19 protein-coding genes and 1 tRNA gene are annotated in these 19,758 nt (G+C 40.8%); 4 read left to right on the top strand and 16 right to left on the bottom strand.

Annotated features, from left to right (window positions below):
• Positions 1-46 precede the first annotated feature (46 nt).
• Positions 47-571 carry a metallophosphoesterase gene (locus BUB60_RS01625; RefSeq protein ID WP_073075889.1) on the bottom strand — a complete coding sequence of 175 codons (525 nt, stop codon included), beginning with the start codon at positions 569-571 and terminating at the stop codon, positions 47-49.
• On the bottom strand, positions 568-1,290 hold the full coding sequence (locus BUB60_RS01630) for a metallophosphoesterase (protein WP_073075890.1): 723 nt from the start codon (positions 1,288-1,290) through the stop codon (positions 568-570). Before BUB60_RS01630 ends, BUB60_RS01625 begins: the two co-directional genes overlap by 4 nt.
• Before the next feature lie 72 nt (positions 1,291-1,362).
• Here BUB60_RS01630 and BUB60_RS01635 point away from each other — a divergent pair, with 72 nt between their 5' ends.
• Positions 1,363-1,575, top strand: coding sequence for a helix-turn-helix domain-containing protein (locus BUB60_RS01635; RefSeq protein WP_084726164.1), 213 nt, complete (start codon positions 1,363-1,365; stop codon positions 1,573-1,575).
• Positions 1,576-1,633: 58 nt separating this feature from the next.
• Here BUB60_RS01635 and BUB60_RS01640 read toward each other — a convergent pair whose 3' ends face one another.
• Positions 1,634-2,851, bottom strand: a complete 1,218-nt coding sequence (locus BUB60_RS01640) for an AAA family ATPase (RefSeq protein ID WP_073075891.1) — start codon at positions 2,849-2,851, stop codon at positions 1,634-1,636.
• Between the two features lie 234 nt (positions 2,852-3,085).
• Between BUB60_RS01640 and BUB60_RS01645 the strand changes: the two genes are divergently transcribed.
• Entirely contained in the window at positions 3,086-3,352 is a 267-nt protein-coding gene (locus BUB60_RS01645; RefSeq protein ID WP_073075892.1) for a heavy-metal-associated domain-containing protein, read from the top strand.
• Positions 3,353-3,624: 272 nt separating this feature from the next.
• Here the strand turns inward: BUB60_RS01645 and BUB60_RS01650 are convergent, their stop codons facing one another.
• The 12 genes from BUB60_RS01650 to BUB60_RS01705 form a co-directional block, all read right to left on the bottom strand.
• Entirely contained in the window at positions 3,625-5,469 is a 1,845-nt protein-coding gene (locus tag BUB60_RS01650) for a hypothetical protein (RefSeq protein ID WP_242941116.1), read from the bottom strand.
• Positions 5,470-5,501: 32 nt separating this feature from the next.
• Entirely contained in the window at positions 5,502-5,837 is a 336-nt protein-coding gene (locus tag BUB60_RS01655) for a hypothetical protein (RefSeq protein ID WP_073075894.1), read from the bottom strand.
• Positions 5,838-5,862: 25 nt separating this feature from the next.
• Entirely contained in the window at positions 5,863-6,279 is a 417-nt protein-coding gene (locus tag BUB60_RS01660; protein ID WP_073075895.1) for a very short patch repair endonuclease, read from the bottom strand.
• Between the two features lies 1 nt (position 6,280).
• Entirely contained in the window at positions 6,281-7,387 is a 1,107-nt protein-coding gene (locus BUB60_RS01665) for a protein NO VEIN domain-containing protein (RefSeq protein WP_073075896.1), read from the bottom strand.
• A complete protein-coding gene (locus BUB60_RS01670) occupies positions 7,387-8,871 on the bottom strand; it encodes a DNA cytosine methyltransferase (RefSeq protein ID WP_073075897.1) in 1,485 nt (494 codons plus the stop codon). Before BUB60_RS01670 ends, BUB60_RS01665 begins: the two co-directional genes overlap by 1 nt.
• Before the next feature lie 548 nt (positions 8,872-9,419).
• A complete protein-coding gene (locus BUB60_RS01680) occupies positions 9,420-11,390 on the bottom strand; it encodes a hypothetical protein (protein WP_073075898.1) in 1,971 nt (656 codons plus the stop codon).
• 195 nt (positions 11,391-11,585) lie between these two features.
• On the bottom strand, positions 11,586-11,771 hold the full coding sequence (locus tag BUB60_RS20920; RefSeq protein ID WP_479725494.1) for a P-loop NTPase family protein: 186 nt from the start codon (positions 11,769-11,771) through the stop codon (positions 11,586-11,588).
• Between the two features lie 268 nt (positions 11,772-12,039).
• The gene (locus BUB60_RS01690; RefSeq protein ID WP_073075900.1) at positions 12,040-14,409 is read right to left on the bottom strand and encodes a helicase-related protein; all 2,370 of its coding nucleotides are present in this window, start codon (positions 14,407-14,409) and stop codon (positions 12,040-12,042) included.
• Entirely contained in the window at positions 14,396-15,334 is a 939-nt protein-coding gene (locus tag BUB60_RS01695) for a Hachiman antiphage defense system protein HamA (RefSeq protein ID WP_073075901.1), read from the bottom strand. The genes BUB60_RS01690 and BUB60_RS01695 overlap by 14 nt, the downstream gene beginning before the upstream one ends.
• A gap of 177 nt (positions 15,335-15,511) precedes the next feature.
• Positions 15,512-15,961, bottom strand: a complete 450-nt coding sequence (locus BUB60_RS20515; RefSeq protein ID WP_242941118.1) for a deoxyguanosinetriphosphate triphosphohydrolase family protein — start codon at positions 15,959-15,961, stop codon at positions 15,512-15,514.
• Between the two features lie 132 nt (positions 15,962-16,093).
• A complete protein-coding gene (locus BUB60_RS20520) occupies positions 16,094-16,723 on the bottom strand; it encodes an HD domain-containing protein (RefSeq protein ID WP_242941119.1) in 630 nt (209 codons plus the stop codon).
• A gap of 513 nt (positions 16,724-17,236) precedes the next feature.
• Positions 17,237-17,704: a hypothetical protein gene (locus tag BUB60_RS01705; protein WP_073075902.1), complete on the bottom strand. Its 468-nt coding sequence runs from the start codon at positions 17,702-17,704 to the stop codon at positions 17,237-17,239.
• Between the two features lie 200 nt (positions 17,705-17,904).
• On the opposite strand from BUB60_RS01705, the gene BUB60_RS01710 reads away from it, so the two are divergent.
• Both BUB60_RS01710 and BUB60_RS01715 read left to right on the top strand, forming a co-directional pair.
• Positions 17,905-18,129, top strand: a complete 225-nt coding sequence (locus BUB60_RS01710; protein ID WP_159435324.1) for a helix-turn-helix domain-containing protein — start codon at positions 17,905-17,907, stop codon at positions 18,127-18,129.
• A gap of 80 nt (positions 18,130-18,209) precedes the next feature.
• Positions 18,210-19,388 (top strand): site-specific integrase, encoded by a 1,179-nt coding sequence (locus BUB60_RS01715; RefSeq protein ID WP_073075904.1) that lies wholly within the window; start codon positions 18,210-18,212, stop codon positions 19,386-19,388.
• 37 nt (positions 19,389-19,425) lie between these two features.
• Here the strand turns inward: BUB60_RS01715 and BUB60_RS01720 are convergent.
• Positions 19,426-19,514 (bottom strand) — tRNA-Ser (locus BUB60_RS01720).
• Positions 19,515-19,758: the final 244 nt, after the last annotated feature.

A 19,758-nucleotide genomic window follows, 5' to 3' on the forward strand; every position in this document is an offset into this window, starting at 1 on the left:
CAGAAAAACAGCTTAGCCTGCAAATAAAATTATAGCATATCCACCGTTAAACTCGAAACACGGCATTATTTTCTATCAACTCCTCAAACGATACAGGTTTATAATCATTAACTTCCACACTGGTATTGAAGGCATTTTCCATTGTTTTAAGAAGGGGCCAATACGATTGTGGTTTGTTGTTATGGATATGACCATAAATCAAATATTTTCCCTCAAAACTCATCATAGGAAAGTGGCAAAGCGTGATTTTGCTTTTGCCGTTTTCCAATACCATTAGATTATCAACGCTCTCAAAATGCTGGCCAAGGTTTACCTTTTTCATCCAAGGGTGATCGTGGTTCCCGACAATCAGGTGCTTCTTTCCCTTGAGCCGGGAGAGAACGGTGTTGGGCTCCATTTCCGAACGGAACATCAGATCTCCAAGGATATAGACCTTATCCAAATTGGTCACCCGTTTGTTCCAGTTCTCAATCAGCGTTTCGTTCATTTCATTGAGCGAAGAAAACGGCCGATTGCATAGCTTAATTATGTTCTCATGACCAAGGTGCAAGTCGCTTGTATAGTAGATCATTCGGTTTCTCCTTGATGAACACCATGCTCAGCAAATGGGAGTATGCTATCAAATAGAAACTGTAGTTTATCAATAGATTTTTGCAGATGATAATGACCACAATACCATTTGGCGTAACTGATCTTTTCCTCCAAAGTATCCAGCCACTGTTCAGTAGACTTGTCCACGGCAGACTGGTCAATAGATGGCAAGAAGACTTCTCGCGGCTCATACTTTAATGGGCAGGTATGGGACAGCACTATATCGACCTTATAGTCAATAGATTCCAGCTGTTGCTCCACATAAGCCTTAATAGAATCGGAAGGCTGCTCGTCTGACCACCAGCCGAAATTCCGCTCAAGCCGGTAAAATTTATCCACACTATAGGCGCCGCCAATAACGATGCACTTATGATTATTCAGATTGAAGAATTCGCCATCTTTTGCAAACAGAAGATTGGGGAATTCTTTTTCATAGAGGACAGTTCCGCCACCCCATTGCATGAATTCATACGTGGGAATGGTTTCTGGACGAATTTCATGATTGCCATGAATGCAGAATAATGTGACGGGCAGTCCGCACAGCGCCTGCTTTATCGCAACATCTTTCTTGCCTCTATAGTAATTAATTCCTGCGTCGCCTAAAATGATAATCCCATCTTCTTGGCTTGTAGTCATTTTGGCACAGAAAGCAGATATACGTTCAAAGTTACCATGCGTATCTCCGGTGATATAAATCATACGTATCATACCTCTTTTATTCATTATAACACATGGGATGACCTTCAATAATAAACGAAAGGAATAAACGCTATGAAAGAGCAGGATTCCATTTATCATTTAATGTTCCGTGACCAGTCCGATGTTCTTCATGTTAAGGATGTCCAAAAAATCCTCAGCATCAGCAAACACCAAGTGTATCATTTGATTGAGTCCGGCAAAATACGGGGTGTCAAAGTTGGGAAATCGTATAAAATTCCTAAAGTAAGCGTTATTGATTATCTGATCGGTAACTCAAATGACTGATCACTAAGCAGAAGCAGGCCGAAATTTCGGCCTGCTTCTTACTGAAAAGTCTTTGCCATTACAGCAGTCCGTCCTCAATGAACGGGATAGCTCCAAAGCGTCCGAGCAGATAGTTCTTTTCTAGCTTTGTGTCCTTTCTCACAGAGAAATCATAAAGAGAAAACAGATCGGTAGCCGCGGTATTTTCACTTTTTTCCGTAAACCAGATCTGGTCGCGGCGGAAGATATCCAGATCCAGCAGGTTGGTATTGCGCGAGGTGAAAATCAGCTGCGCTCCTTTGGGGTTGTGTTCGTTGCTGTTAAAAAGTGCCACGATGTTCCTGGTGAGGAGCGGATGGAGGTGAGAATCCATATCATCCACGACGAACAGTTCCCCGTTCTCCAGCACCTTTTTCACGATGCCGATCAAGGCAAAATAGCTATTTGTTCCATCGGATTCTTCCGTCATATTGAGGGAGTAGGATGCGGTATTTCCGTCCCCATCCGCAATTTGATGGATGGCGTCCACATTGAAGTATGCGTTTACAAAAGACTTGTTGAGTAAATTATTCCGTTTCCCGGCGTACTCGTTTACCTCCAAGGACTTGATGCCCAAATCAGCTGCCTGGAGCATCGCGGCAATGGCCGCCCGGTAACCGTCGTCCTTAAGCTCGCCGGCATCATTGCCATATGCTTCGGCTCTGCTGAATCTGCAAATGATCGAACAGGAGGCAAACCATTGAAACACGGGTATGACTTTATCGTAGTTCCAGTTCGCGGCCGTGGAAAGATAGAGCTTGTTTGCGGAATTGCGTTCTTTCAGACTGTTTTGTATATCGACATCCGTGATAAAGCGGTAATCATCCTTATTTTTTCGCTCAAATATGATGGCCGCTCTGCCGTTTGGATAGTAATACAAGTATTCCTCGGTAACCTCCGCTTCGTTGGCCGAGAAGCCATAAGCATATCTGACCCCATTTTGACGAAAGATCACCTCAAAGGAGCTCGGTTTCCCGATACTCTCCCGATCTAGCTTAAAAGGAATTCGTCCGGTTTGCTTATTGAGCTGCTTTTCATGGGAGGTCAGCACAAAGTTGGCCATATACCAAAAAGCGTTCAGGACATTGGATTTTCCGGAAGCGTTTGCCCCGTAAAGGACGGCCGCTTTCAAGCATTTCTTCTTATCATCCGTATCTATCACATGAGAGGGATGCTTCTTATCCGCTCCGGCAAGCATGGAGAAAGTGACCTTATCCTTTATGGAAAGATAATTCTCGACGGAAAATTGAATCAGCATACGATTACCTCTCCTTATTTTTAATGAAAAAATTATATCTTTGTTTTTGTGAAAATACAACAAAAAAAGAATTTTAATTGTTTAAGCGGGCGAATCATTTTTCTGTAAGAAGCGGGCGCTGCCTATCCTGCAGTGCATGATCGGGCACAAGCAAAGTCTGATGACTTTAATTCATGATATTTCCGTCAAGGCAAAAATCTTGGTTATCCAATACGAGAAATGGAGGATAAGCGTATGGAAAAAACGATTCTTCGTGTGGAAGGCATGTCCTGCGGGCACTGCGAAATCGCCGTCGAGCCAAAAACAAGAAAGCCCGCATATCGAGTTTTTTCGATATATGGGCCTAGCGGAAAGCACCGGTATTTGAAACAAATAACCGCTGCTTTGAACAAGGACGCCGGGCATAATTACTGGCCGTTCCCTTCAACAGATCTCCCTGATTTCTTATGCATTGCGGACGACGTCCGAAAGTTGCCTTTCAAGTGCGGACTTTTCCGATAGGCAGCCTTGCAGGAGGGTTGCAAGATTTGAGAGGTGCCGTTGAGCTGCCCTTTCACCTGGGTCAAGCTCCCAGCCGAGCTATATCACCGAATATTACCATTTCCGGCGTTTTTAGTAACTCGATTCGCTTTGCTGAATTTCAGTTGTCGTGCTATGTTATCGTAATAGGCTCGCTCGTGCTCCCGAAACAGCCTATTACGATAACCAAGATATTGTGATAGATTGATGCGCGGGTACAAGATAGGGGATATTATTCATAGCCACACATTACTTTACCAACCGTAAGAAGAATATGATTCTTTTAGCTTTTTATGGTCAGCATCTTCTTCATGTTCCCGTGTACCAAAGAACTCGTCGTCCCTAGCAACCGTCGGGTCAAGCCAGTCGGCCTTTTGCTTTGCCCATTCGACCCAGGAACGCGCTTCCGCGGTCAGGTTATCTTGAGTTTCGACAGAGGCAACATACGCCCTAATCTTACACGCGGTGTTGAAATCCTCGGCGGCGTTCATGAGCGCATTTGTACGTTGAACTTCAACGTTATATCGCTCCCTCCGCGCTTCTTTCCGTGCTTTTTCTTCTTGACGTTTCCGCTCTGCTTCCTCTGCAGCCAGCCGCTGAACGTATATGCGTTCGGCGGCTTCATAAATACTGATTAGAATATCTCCGAGTCTGTCTTCAAGCAAATTAGTCTTGCTATCACTAAAGCTTTTATAATTGGCAATCCCGAAACAGAGTTTACCGTTATAGACATAATCATATTTTCGAATGTTGGGCTTTGAAGCGTATCCACCATGTTTCTGAGCGTCTTGATAAATCAACATTTCACGCTGCTCATCTTTAGTCAGCAAATGATCGATTTTACTCTGGGATTCACTAATACTGATAGGAATCGTCTCACCGCGAACAATAAATTTTAAATCAGCCGTGAGTGTGCATCCGAGAGGTTCCATTGCTCTAATTAGCGTATCGAATATGCGGCAAGCTCGTGACAATGAATCCAAGCTTATGCTTCCCCACAAGAGCGGCGGCGTTTTCCCGTCAGTTCTATTACCACGCCAATTCCTATGAGCTACTTTATCATCTTTATCCCAAGCGAGAACGGCTTGCCTGTGAGTAACTATCTTCGTGTGCATTTTGTCATTATCGCTTGTCATCTGGATTTGTGTTGCAACAGCTAATAGGATAGCCCGATCTTCTTCGCCGAGAAAGTCCAGGGAAGGTGTATCAGCGGGTGCATGCGGGCTTGTAAACCCAGTTTGCGGCCCCGTTTTTTGTTTAATCTTATCATTCTCAGGCAGCGGCGGTTGTTTGGCGGCTTGCTTACCAGCTCTGACTTTCGCCCAATAGCCCATCGGAGGCGTTGGTATTTTAAGCGACTTGCATATCTTATGTATCGCAACATCTGACACCTTATACTTTTTCGCGACCTCCGTGACCGGAAGTGCCCACACTTCTTTATATAAGATCTCACGGTCATAAATATTATATGTCTGGCCGTATTGTGTCATTGTCTTGGGCTCGCCCAATTGCTGTAAAATCTGAGCGTTATCCGCCGCTACGTTAGACGCTGTAACAACTTTATCCGGTTTGGGAGAGTCAGACTCATCTGTCTTTAAGGGCACAGCAACAGAAATCTTTGGCGACTCTTTTTCAATACTATTTTTCGGCGCAGTCTTTCCTAAGTTTTTCCTCCTGCGTGTAGCAGGAATTACACTATATATTGAAACAATTGTATCCTCCGAGCCCGGCAGCATGATTTTCTCAGTGGGCTTACCAAAGCTTAGCTTCGTCCAATACCCGGAGGGGGGTATCGGTATATCTGCTTCTTTTACTTGCTTTATAAGCTGACCATACTCGATATTGTATTTTTTCGCCACACCAGCAACAGATATCTCCCATACTTCATCGTATAGCTGCTTACGTGTCATTTCGATAGTGGGAGTTCTGGGCATAACGGTTTCCTCCTTTCCTTGATTATCTATCGCCAACTCGATCTTCGGCGTCGGGACGACGTCAACAGGTGGTGATATTAAATCAATTGCGGGTGGTTCTAAAATTGGCTTATCTAGTAAAGCTTCTTCTGGTGGAGCTACTTTCTCCGACGTCCTCTTTTTCAAAGTCGAGAGACCAGTAACGGCTTCGAACTGTGTTATCCCTCCAATTCTTCTTTTTCTTTTAATAGAAAAAGCAAGTCATGTTTCATTTCGTCAAACTGCTTGATGATCGTATTTAGATTGTCCTCGATGTGCTGCACCTGCACTTCGTTTATTTTGCCGTGATTATAAGCTATTAGCCGTTCCGGAACAATAGTATAAGACCAGCTGTCCCTATACCTATCGTCACTTTTTACAGCGAATCCTATCGGAAGCAGGTTGTTGCGCATGCCGAGCGTGAGCATTGTAGGTGATATTCCAAGATAGTCAGCAGCAATTTTTAACGTTATTTTAGGCATATTTCTGATTTCATCATCCGCATGCATGGCCATACGTTTCACCTCCTTTGCCTGAAAACTAATTCTTATATTGCGAAAAACAGTCGACCAACAATTGCATAAACGTTTCATCCCGCACTTGACATTCCCATATCACCAAAACGTTCCACCCAAGTTTTTGAAGATTATTGATATTCTGCATATCTCTTTTTCTATTATCCGAAAATTTCTTCTCCCAAAACTCAACATTAGTGGAAGGTGTAGCTGCATATTTGCATTCAGGATGTCTATGCCAATAACATCCGTTCACAAAAATAACAAGTTTAAATTTTCTCAATACAATATCTGGTTTTCCGGGCAAATCCGCCTTCTGTACTCTAAACCTATAACCATTTTGGTGTAACCATGAGCGTACTATTAATTCAGGTTTTGTATCTCGGCCTTTGATTTTTGACATGCACTTGTGCCGCTGTGCTGGTGTAAGGACATCTGACATCCTATTCGTCACCTTCTGTATGTAGCTCGATGGGGTCAGAAAAATCAAACAAGCCAGGGGAGCAAGAAATACTGTCCACGCTGATCCCATCAGGCAACAACGCCAGCTTTTCAAGCAATTCTTTAGCGAACTGGCGCATGTCTGAAACAATTCTCAGTTTTGCGTCGTACTCCGTGAGGTCATATACTCGATATAGTGCATAATCTTCCAGCTCATTCGCCATGGTGATAAGTTCCGCTCTTGAAATATGGAATATCGTCTCAAATTTATTTGAAGTCGATTTAACGTCCAGCAGCGACACTGCACTATCTGCTGCTGTAATTTTAAAATCATATGGAGCGACTGCATTTTCACGCGATACCCATTCAGAGTCCAGGAGTTTTCCTTGATTGATTAGCTGCTGGAAATATTGTGAAACCAATTCCTCCCCCATGCTTCCGATATAAGCTGCCTTTTGCCTGGAAGTCGCTAACTCTTCAGACGACATTACATTCCCACTATGCTTGTAAACGCGAAGAACTGCTTCGGCATCACCTTCGACTGCCGCAATTAAATCTTCATCAAGAAGGAACCGATAAACGGGATGCGGAGCTGGTAAGTCGAGACGAGTAACAATCTCCTTTAATTGATCACTCTCGATTTTTTGCATACCAGAAGTTAGAATACTGGAGAATTCATGATGAAGTTTTTTATCTACCTCGAGGGAAGCAGCAACAAAGTCAATACATACAACGGAGGGAATAGTATCCCCATCAAGTCCAATTAAAGCAATATCCCCTGGTTGAAGACTATCATAACGTTGTGGATCTGTTTCCTGAGAATAAATAAGTTCTCCATTCAGCCTCCAGTTCTTGGAGCCCTTTGATTTAACTATTTTTCTTTGAAGTACATGGGCATCCTTGAGGCCAGGGCCATAAATATATAATGATACAGGTAACTTGGTGTTCGCCGTAGTTTTTCTCAACTCTGGATATAACTCATCAACAAAAACATCACTATTCAGATTCAATGCTTTTTGTTTGCTGGGTTTTTCTTTTTGATTTGAAAAATAACACTTGAAAAAGGTCAAATCAGAGTGAGTTAGTTTCTTTAGGGCCATTTTCTCCATTATCCATTACCTCCCTTGATTTCACGTAGCATGTTTGCTGCAAGAGCTTTTGCCAAAAGTGGTGGAACTGCATTTCCAATTTGCTTGAACGCAGGATTCATCGTCCCCGAGAATTTAAAGCCATCAGGGAAAGATTGCAGTCGGGCTGCTTCCCGAACAGATATTGTTCTCTTTTGTTGACTATCATAGTGAATATGTGAATAGCTGTCTTTCCCTAAATGTGCCATCAATGTTCTGGCCGGAGCATCCGGCTCCATTTTTCTCCATTTATTGGGGAATTTCTCTGGGTCATATGGGGGAACGATTTTTTTAAAAAGTTGATCATATTCTTCACAACCCTCTGAAATCTTTTTTCCCTTCCTCTGGAGACTTTTTAATTTCTTATTGAACATTTCTATTGCAATGGCATATGCTTCTGGGTATTGATCGCCCGGCTTCATTTTCTCGAAAATATCATAGTCTCGTGGGAGATAACGAATAACGTGATCGCTAATTCCTTCCAAGTTCTCGTGTCCTGGCCATGTCCGCATTAAAGTTGCATAATCTGATATTCCTTCCAAGTTACATGTCTGATATGGTACCATTACATCAAAGCGTCTCGCTCCACGTTTAAGTTTTTCAGTCAAGTGATCTGTTATAGGTGGTAAATCTTCAAGCGCTTGCTTAGCTGTGATTGCTGGTGGAAGATCAGCGGATACAGCAGGTGGCAACATAAAAGAGGTGTTTTCCTTGAATAAATTCTGCTGATTCTCCAAACTGTGGCTGTTAATAACAGTTTGAAGGGCTACTTGCCTTGTGCCTTCATATCCCCGAGGCAACTCGTGATAGTTTGTCGGTTGAGGGAAAAATTCATGAGGATTTATTCCTTCAGCGAAAGCAACCAAAAACATTCTTTCACGCATTTCAGGTACACCATAATGAGCCGCATTTAGTAGAGTATAATGACAGATATATCCCAAATCAGCAAGGGAATCACTGACCTCTTCTGCTATATTGTGCCCACCATAGTTCAGCATGTCTGGCACATTCTCCATTAATAACGCAATGGGTTTAAAGGCCCTTACATAAGCCAAATAGCGCAAGTACAAATTTCCGCGTGGATCATGAATATATGCTTCCGGATGAGCATCAATTTCTCTTAGCTTGGCTCGTCCGACACGTGCAAAAGCTTGGCAAGGGGGACCACCAACAATTATATCTATTGCGCTATCTGTCTGACCCAAATTCAACATTTGGGCTAACATGTCCGGCTCGGTTTGAGTAATATCAATAGGCATGCTGTGATGTGCAAATTCTGACTCATCAAAGAAGTTAAGCGCATGTGATGCTGTAGCGAATGGATCAATCTCCACCGCCGCAGAAATTGTAAACCCTGCTGCCTGAAATCCTAACGAAATGCCTCCGCAACCTGCGAATAGGTCCAATACGCGTGGGCGTCCCCCGTTTCTTATTCTGACAATTTTATTCGCAGTAATTTGGCTCATAAAAATTCCTTCCACAGATTGCATAATAATCAATGTGATTTTATCATGTTACACCATTATCTTCAATTAAGATTTCATTAATACCTTACATCTGTCGAATCACAAGCATAACTCTCCTCTTCATAGACTGACAACTGAAGAAACTACGGCATTAGCTGGAGATAAAACGGCATTACAGAAAATCGGTAAAAAACTTCCTGCACCTGTCAACGTTGTTGTACCAATTGCTACGGGGTGAAGTCGCCCAGCAGAACGCCCGAGAGACCAGGGGCGATGACAACCGCAGGAATGGGAAGGCTTCCAAAAGGGATATATTCTGAATGTCGACCTTCCCCCGTTCGGGAGCTTTTTCCGTAATGCCGATGCGCGAACAAGTTTAATCAGGTCCCAATTCATTCCAATGCCTACGATGTATATCTGCCCGAAATCGCAGCTTTAAAAAAGACTAGCCGAGTTGTGGGGCGAGTATCCGATGTGCAGAAGCAGCTTTCAGCAGTACTCAACTACAAAGAAAGGGAGCAGAAATAGATATCTGCTCCCTAATACTATTAATCATCATACTGTTCTTGTTCGTCTTTACATTTTTCGGGATTATTCAAATATGTTATCAAATCCTTCAGTAGGATTAAATCACAAACAGCTTGACTTGTTGTTATGTCGAATAATTTATGAGTGATACCATGGTACTGTCTCATATAAATATTTTCATCTAATAAAAGAGAAGTGATATAGAATTTCTCTTTATACTGTTCAGCGGCTTCCCAGGCAACTACTAGATTTATATCATTACTATTCTTGATGCCGCTCTCAATATCCTCAATTAAACCATCAAGACTAAACTTATATTCAAGCACTTTCGGCTCAGAACATATTCCTGCTGGATATTCTTCATATAAATCCCCGAGAGTATCTCTCAAAATCCCTAAAGGATTCTTTATTTTATCAAAAACATGATTATCAACTGGTGGATCAATTATTATATGATATAACCCATCATAAGTAAACCGCTCATTGGTTGACATTATTTTAATACCCCGTATAACACCACCAGCCAACAACTGGTTGAATAAAGCAATTACATCCTGTTCTCTGGTAGGTTCAGATGTTATCGAAACTCTTTTCATTGGAAGAAAGAAGTTTTCATTTTCCAAAACCAGAGGGTTAGTGTTTTCATGAGCTTTCATATCAACTTTCCAGTCATCTAAATGCTGTTGCCTCATTAAATCATCAGGGGTAGCTCCTGTATTTTTCCTAAAACATTTTTTTGTTTTATTTAATGGACCATCAGCAATCCTTCTTGCTATATCTTTAGAAAAATCCACAATATCTTTTTGGAATCCTTTTCTCCCTAAATCAGCAAAGCAATTTTCAAAATGCATAACAATATGTAGCTGAAATTGTCTACCAGCATTCTTCTTTAAAGGAATAAGGATTAACTCTCCTTGTGGCATATTATTTGCCGCAATTTGAATACCACCTGATATAACATTTATTCCATTTCTCAACCCAAGCGATTCGCTGAATTTATCCCACAATTTTGTAGAGTATGCATAACAAAAATAAACTATTGGCCTACACTCGTCAATTATTTTCTTTTCAGTTTCGTCAATAGTTATTTCGTCCTGTAAACGATTATAATCCCATATATCGTAGATAGCATTGAGATTCATGTATTTGGAAGGCAATCGATATGTATCACCCTTTGTACGATAGAGTTGATCCATCTTTAACTTAATATCCGTATACTTTTGAACTTTTTCAAACATTTCATTTGCCCAGAGATATCCAATACCTTGACATTGCGCCTCAGTTTTTTCCCCGCTTTTATCAACAACTGAAACTATGATCAGGATATTTTCATTAGGCATTATTGCACCCAAACCAGTTTTGATTTTAAGTACTTTAAGCCAGCTTTCAGCATTAGTAATTTTCATCCAGGATAAATCTTTAGGATTCGTATTTTCATCATATTTAATACAAACAGATACTCCTCGATCTATATTTGCAAATAGTGGATCAAAAATATCTGAATCATCTGGAATAACCATAGGGTTCCCGGCCGGATTTTCATCTGAAAGCCAGTTTCTTGCGTTCTCCATTTTTCCAATTGCAGTAAAGGACGGTGATTTTGTTGCAATTTGTATATAGTTAAAACCATATGCAAGATATGTCGATCCAACGCCCTTATGTCCTCTTGTATTTCCGCTTTTAAAAGAAAAATTAGGAGCTAAAAATCTCGTATATTGTTGTTCTTCAAACCCTATCCCATTATCTGTTACAGAGACGGCGTTTTTTTGTAGATCGACCAAAACATGAATCATTGCCTTGTAATCAGGTTCTTTCAGCTTCATCCGAACATCAAGAGCATCCAATCCGTTCTGGATCAATTCACAAAATGTATCAAACCAGCCAACATAAGAGCTAAGAATATTTTGAATTTCTCTTTTCAACGATCTAATAACAACCTCATCGTTTCCAAGATATTTCGCACTTAATGGATCGAAGTTTTGATTATACATAGTGATCCTCCAAATTTTTAAAAATGTGTATAACAAGGCTCACTATCCAGTGTAATTGAATAGTTTAATTTTCGAATGTGTAACGATAGTCCATTTTGCCGGTCTTTGTCAACTTGACATTACATTATTTCATAATCGATTTTCTGCGTAGTTTTTTGCGCAAAGGATTTAATTGCGGTTTCAATAATATCCGAACTAGATATAAAGGTCTTTTTGGCTGCAAGCAACATAAAACATTTTCGTAAACTCTTCTGTGGGATTTTTATTAATTAACTGCGGGTTAGGATATAAACTTGGAATTTTTATCTTGTCAAAATTATTCAGCTTTACACTTACGATAACTTTTTTCCATTCCAGACTTTTGGCTTGATGGATTGTCATATAACACTATTGCCAGAAAAACCTCATTAAAGAGTTTAAAAGACGTGTCCCATGTTAAAGCGTCAACTGCACTCTCAGTTTATCGCTATCTAGCTCTCCAAAGATCGGAATCTTAAAGTTAGGCTCGAATAGCGCATTATAAAAATCTAAAAACTCTTTTTTTATCTCTGCATTGAATTTCTCGACAACTTGCGTAGTCAGGCTTTGATCGGTAAATACACCGCTCAAAGTCTGGTCTATCATCTCTTATCAGTCATTGCATATTCCACTAGATTAGTATCTTAATTGCATTATCAAATAGCAACTGTTCATACGCATCAAGCTTACCCATAATTTTATCTTTATTAGAACTACAAAAGTTTTTTACTTGAATTCCTGTTAGGCTAAGTAGTATCGGAAAATTTGTTTCAAGCATACGAATAGTGTCCAGAGGGAAACCATACTCCGATAGATGCTCACCGAAAGAAGTCCTGACCCCAGTTTCATAAAACCGTTTCACTTTTGAAAGACTAAATTCTCCCACGTTGTAGCCTCTTTGCTTTGCCACAAAATCAAATATACTTTCAAAAAGAGAAAGAATTTTCGGTATTTTATGTTCAATAATATCTTTTAAAGTTTTAAATGCATTGGAATATGCTTGATCAATCGTTTTTACACGAGAATCCGGTTTTCCTACCTTTTGTATTTCAAATTTTAATATTCCAAGGAAACCATCGTTGTAATAACTCCAGCAAATCCCTGAAAAAAGTTTTGCAATGGACTCATCAATAAGACCGGCTCTGCAGAATGTATTAAGAATTTTTTTAATATAGTGGAACTTTAAAAAATTCTCGCACAAATCTGTATTATGAATAAGTGGTGTAAATTGATCAAATTGGTCTTTATCTTTTAAAAGCAGCCGCGCCAGCTGCTCCTGATGTTCTTTCGGAACTAATCTATTTTTTTGGAATATCTCATCTGTTATTCTATACTGACTTGTTTTTTCATTTCTAATTTGCTTTGCTCTTTGATTCTTATTTGTCAAATCAACAAATTCAGCATTATCTAAATCTATACCATCAAGATCGATATCTGCATAAGTCGCAAAATCGAGTGAAAAATCAGATGACTGCTCGATCTCCAATAGCTCTTTATTCATATAAAATATTCGACCAATAAAGCTATGATAATAACGGCCAGCACGACCCTTTATATTTTTTATATCGAATGGTGTAAGCGGCTCGCGTCCTTTTTTCGCGTTCAAAATAACCATATTTTGCGCATCTGTATTAACTCCCTCGACAATTGTTGATGTGCAGAACAGGATATTGAAAGCTCCATGATTAAACTGTTGCAATACCTCTGTTTGAATATACTTTGGGAGTTTCCCATGATGTAAGCCAAAGCCTTTTTCAAGGACTTTAACAAAACTCCATTCTTCAACTGAATTATTTACATTGTATGTTTTTCGAATATGTTGAAAGAACATTTTCAGGCGATTAGAATCCGGGGAAAAATCTATATTTAGGCGCAAAGCTAACTTTGAAGCATATTCATTGGCCTTACCGGGAGTAGTGCAATACAACAAAGTCTTTCCATAATTATTTCCTTTAATATATTCCGCAACATTACAAATCTTATCGTTTACACGTGGATCAAGCTTCATTAATGCATTTGAGATAGGTGACGGTAGCTCTATGGGGGATATTTCTTTTATTTTACTACCAAAAGCCTCAACTGTTACCCGGACGGTTGGCTCAAAATTGATCTCTTTAACCTGAATATGATTAACTTCTATAAATCGTTTCATTCCAGCACCAAACCGTTCCCAATTAAGATTCGGCCCGGCCAAATAATAGTCATTCACATCCTTAGATAGAAGATACAAAGCTATCCGAAAAGTCTTTCCTCTATTTATATCTAAGAAAGTTGGTGTCGATTCCTTATTATCGTCTGCCTTCTCATCAGTTTCATCATTACAGTAATCTTCATCAACTTTATATATTTCATCATAGAAGAAAAAATCTAAATGAATATCCGGATAGTTTGCTAAAAGCTGAAGCGCTCTCTCAGGAGTAAATACAAAAATGTTCCGACCCGTTAAGTCGATTTCACTATCAACAGACTTTATAACCTTATATTCAAGTTCTTTTTCTTTTACAAACATATTCATTTCAGTGGCATTTTCTTGGAGCAATGCAACCGTCGGAAACACTAGTAAAACATTTTGATATTTTTCATAGTTTAAAAAAAGAATCTCACGCATTAAAAAGGTCTTACCATATGATGTTGGTGCACTAACGAGCATCCTTTTAAGCTTTAAACTTTGATAGAACTCAACAACTTCAAGTTGTGACTTATCTAAAATATTATTAGGCCGGACTTTTGATCGATAAATATTTTTTACCGACTCATCGCGTAATGTTAGGAGGTCCGAAACGCCTTTGTCCGGATTCTCAAGAAATTTATTTTGAATATTATAGCCAAACATTCGCATTTTCTGCGAAGCGACATAAAGCAAATCACAGATCATAGGATCATCTTTCAAGGTGCTTTGCTCCGAAATAAAGCACACCAAGTCCCTAAGACGTTCCTTAGTTTTTACACTGTTTTCTTTATAGTTATTGATTGCTAAAAGTAAATCTTTAACGTAATCCACAGTAGAACCCGCTTTCCGCATCTCTTAAACGATCAATATCTTCGATGGGGAAAATATAAAAAATAATCTTTGGATCAAATCCCGAAAATGAATAACTGTGTTTTAAAAAGTAAGTCTGCATCTCTTTATTCTCATCTTCTATTTTCTGGAATATTTCAGCTGCGGTTTTATAGACACTCGCTTGCCCATATGCCAACAAGCATGGTATATATATTGAAATTCTGTTTTGCTGAAAACATTCAAGTAAAGTTTTCTGCCGCGATATAGGTTCTTGTTTTAAGGTGGCAATATTGACTCTGTTGATAATATCTGTCAAATGCTCACATTCATCAGTTGTTCCTGTCTGTTTATCACAGACAAAAAATACTTGCTCACTTAAGTATTCACGGCTAAATTTATCTAATAAATCCTTACTAATGTCGTCCTTACAATAACTTTTGTCTCCTAGTTTGGCTTGCCCTAACCAAAGACCAATATTATCATCTATCAGGGAAAAATATGTAAGATCATAGCCCTTGATCTCATTATTATCCTTTTGTCGCATCAGAGCTCTTACAGCCAACTTATAGGCATTGGGCGTATATATTTGTATTAGGAGATCTAAAAGGACCTCACTCGGTATCCCATCGGCGTTGACAGGACGTTTAGGTAAGCGCATTTTATACGCGTATTGGGCTGCTGTATCTAAATCTGCAAATGTTTTTTTCTTATAGTGTTTTACGACTTCATCTTCACCATAGCAATAAAACAATAAATTTTTACGCATTAGCCCGCATAATTGCTCTACAGCCTGAGGGCTAACGGCATGGCTAAGGGGCTGAAATTCGTGACGGTTAGAGACGGGAGAATATTTGAAAATTATGCCACGACTTTTATCTACTATTTCTTTAACATATATTTCTCTATATTCATCTGAAATCGACATTAACTCATCCTCGTGCTTCTTATTATGTACAAGTATAGCTAACAGCTTAAATATTTCTCAAAACCATATGCCGTTGTCAGCAGACTTTCGCTCATCTGGTGACATGTGGGATCATAGCGCCGCCCGCCACTGGCCGCTACCCTACTGAAAGTCATAGCTGAGGTGACTATATATAAACTACAAATTATCAAAATATGATATAAATTCAATTTTATACTTTCCATCAGGGAAGAGATAGTTATATAGATCAATAAAATAGTCGTCAGTCATGCTAGCAATATAGTCAACAACAATTTGATTTGGTTCTTCTTCAATATATTTTTTTTCAGGAAAGTAGGAATATCTGCTATCCTCGATGAATTTGATGTGGTGTTTATACAGAACAGAATTTTTATTCATGTGCTTCGCATCGTCAAGTAATTTGTAATAAACCTCGCTAAACATTGGCCTAATATTTTCATTATAAGATTTATCGATTTTTTCATTTCGATAGATTATTTCGTTATTTTCTTTTTTTGCTATTTTTAGCTCATCGTATATATCTTCGTCCATCAATATATAATCTTTATCATAGCTATTTTCAACGATATTTACAGTGAGGTTATTTATTATTGGCGAATTCCTCAACGCCTATTTTTCCTTTTGTAAAAATTGGGGCATCTTGCAATAGATTTGCGCGTCGAGCATCTTGCCGGTCTTTACCCAAATAGGCAATCATATCACATACCCTAACAACACAACCTTCAATAGTAGCCGGAATTAAAAAATCAATATTCTTTTTGTCAACATAGCATTCTTCAACTTTAACATTGAAATCTGGAAAGGTACATAAAGGAATTGGACGATACTCCTTTTTTCAAATTCCCCATTATGACACAAAACACCATCTAAAGTTTGCAGGCTAATATTTCTTGCAAACATAGTATCTAACACACGAACACTATGAACATTATGATTGAAGTAGCGACCGGTATTATCTTGCAATAGTTCACTTAAGAATCTTTCGCCAGCATGTCCAAAAGGGGTATGCCCAATATCATGTCCCAACGAAATTGCTTCAATTAAGTCAAGATTGAGTCCCAGTAATGATCCTATGTTCCTTGCAATTCTTGAAACTAATTGAACATGTAGACCTCTTCGAGTTATATCATCATTGCGATAAAATGAAAAAACCTGTGTTTTATCTGCATAACGATTATAGAAAGGACAATGGAGAATCTTTTCAATGTCTCTAACAAATGACGGTCTCCACAAGCTTTCAACATCACGTTCTTCGTTTCTACGAACAACAGATTCATTCTGACACTTGTTTGGATTTTCTTTATCATTTTCTCTGTCATAAATAATCTGTTCCTGTATTCCTTTTGATAACGACAAATACTTTAACACTCAAAACCTCTCCTAAATAACTTAATATATAATTATAGACCAGAGAATGGTAATAATCAGACATAAACCGATCCATTTTTAATCGTTTTTGCGTTCTAAATCTAAAATAGACATAACTTAGGAGTTCTTATATTTTTCTTGACATTGGCGACTTGTTGAGCATTAACTTATAAAATTGGGCTTGCCGTAGATTTGAATAAACTTATATAATAGGAAAACCTTGTATCTATTATAGCATAATTTGTAAGGATCTCAATCAAAGTTGCTAAAATGACTGAGCACATCGTTTCCGGTCGCTTTTTCTCATTATATTATTGCATTCACAACATTGAGTTCTTGAAATAAATGTTCAATCAATGAAACATTGAACAAAAGAAGCGTTTTGATCTATGTAACTCTTTCACTTGGGTGAGCATGCGGAATGGTTCCAGCAACATTGATCAACGCCATATACCGATTGGGTATGCCCGGCAGGCTGTCGTCCCAGCCCATCGCCCAATGGCATCTCCCTCCCTACTGTTGCCGAGACGATTTCGGCGGGCGCAAAGAGCCGCGCTTTATGACGATATCCAGCTCTTTCATCGCCTCAAATACACGCTCCGCTTCCAACCGTATCCTGTCTTTGGTGCCCGCGTCACAATCCATTGCATCAAATACCGCCGCTACCGCTTTTGCATAATTGCGTTTGAACTTGACATTCAGCTCCGTCCAGTCAATACCCTTAAATTTAGTGGCGGCTTCCCTGTCCAATGGCAGCTTGCCCTGTAAAAGCAGAACAGCGATCACGGGATAGCCCGCGTATCCCTGCCAATAGGTCGCGCTGTCGTTGGAGGTGTAAGCCTCATCCTCCCATGTAACGGTATATTCTTTCTGGCCGTTTGAGGACCGGACATAGGCCTCGTCCGTCCTCATGACAATGCGCGCGTCCACTATGGCGCTGTATGCCTCATAGATTTTTTCAATCGGCGGTAAATTTCTCACTATCGGTCCTCCCAATAGACGTTTTAGCTGTTTCAGGAATAGAACAACTACTTTTATTACGCAACAATTATATACAATTCAAGCTCTTATGAACAGCCTGCATCTTTTTTGATGGCATGCTGTTCTAAATTTTATTGTGACAGCACTTCTAACATACTTATGCAAAAAGGTCAGTGCAAAAAGGAGTGAGTATGGTGCACATGCAATCTGAAGTATACCGCACAATGTTTGAGGATTACCCGGATGTTCTTTGTGTGGCGGATGTGCAGAAGCTGCTGGGAATCAGCCGGCATCAGGTGTATCACAGCATCGCCACCGGCCGAATACGCGGGATCAGGATCGGGAAGGCCTACAAAATCCCCAAGATAAGCCTGATCGGTTATTTGATTGGGGAACAGCCGGAGATTCCGGGAAAAAAATTTTGATCCGCACATTGGCATTATTTTTTGCCTTGTGCTACGATCATGTTGCCGATAACAGACAAAGCCAGAAAAAAGGAGGAACTATGAGAAAACAGCGGCCGATCACCGGCAGCATTCAGCCCAAGGACGGGAAGCTCTACGCCGTGATCAACGAGTATGTCGACGGCAAGCGAAAGCCGAATTGGATAGACACCGGCTTCAAGGTTTATGGTGGAAAACGCAACGCCGCCGAGTTTCTGCAGCGCGTGCTTGTCAAACGCAACGACGAGCGGAACAGACCTGCCCGTCTGAAGGACGCCACCGCGGATATGTTCTTTGTCGACTACCTGCGGATATGGCTGAAAACCAAGAAAAACGATCTGGAGCCCATCACATACCAAAGCTATGAAGGGTCGATCGAAGGACACATCAACAGCTATTTCAGTGCCCGCGGCAGCAAGCTGTCCACCCTGGAGCCCGGCGATTTTGAGGACTTCTACGACTCGCTGTATCAGGCCGGATTGTCGGGAACAACAGCCCAGTATCTTCACCGGCTCATGAAGCAGGCGATGAATTACGCGGTCAAACGTGATATACTGCTTTATAACATCATGGACAAGGTGGACGCGCCCAGGCGGAGCAAACATGTAGCCAGCTATTACACCCGGGAAGAAGCTCTGCAGCTGTTCGAAATTGCCAAAGGCGATCCGATTTACCTTCCTATCCTGCTGGCGACCTATTATGGTCTTCGCAGGAGCGAGGTGATGGGACTGCGCTGGAGGAGCATCGATTTTACGGAAAACCGCATCAGCGTTGAATACAAGGTGCTGCAGTTCCAGGAAAACGGCAAGACCGTCGTGCGGGGCTCCGACAATATGAAGACGATCTCCAGCCGGCGTTCCATGCCCCTGATCCCCAGCGTGGCGCAGGAGCTCAAAAAGGAAAAGGCCCGGCAGGCGGAAAACAGGCGGCTGTTTCCCAAAAGCTACAGTAAAGACAAAAACGGCTATATCTGCGTCGATGCGCTGGGAAAGCTGTACAAGCCCAACTTTGTTTCGTCGCATTTCAGCTTGCTGCTTGAAAAGCATGACCTGCGGCATATCCGCTTCCATGAGCTCCGGCACACCTGCGCGAGCCTGCTGGCCGCCAGCGGGGTGCCGATGAAACAGATCCAGCTTTGGCTGGGGCACAGCAACTATACGACCACGGCAGACATCTATTCGCATCTCGATTTCAAGGCGCAGGAACAGTCCGCCAGCATGATTGAAAGCATTTTAGGGTAGAAAAAAGCCTTGAAAATGCTGCATTTTCAAGGCTTCGTGGCGGAGGGTGTGGGATTCGAACCCACGTGGGCTTGCACCCAAACTGATTTCGAATCAGCCCCGTTATGACCACTTCGATAACCCTCCGTATGAAATTTTATACACATTTCAGGACCTTGTGGGAGCCCTGTCATGTGATAGGAACGCGTCAGGAGACACCGTCGCTATTTAAGCTTTTGACCTTCTCAGAAAGCCACTTAAATCAGGCGATTCCGGATTTTGGAGCCGGATTTCACGGCTCAGGTTTCGAGTCAGCCCCGTTATGACCACTTCGATACCCCTCCGTATTCAATTGTGCCTTTTGAAAGCCCCGCCGCGCGATCCTGATCCT

The sequence above is a fragment of the Sporobacter termitidis DSM 10068 genome (assembly GCF_900130065.1).
GTDB classification, from domain to species: Bacteria; Bacillota; Clostridia; order Oscillospirales; family Oscillospiraceae; genus Sporobacter; species Sporobacter termitidis.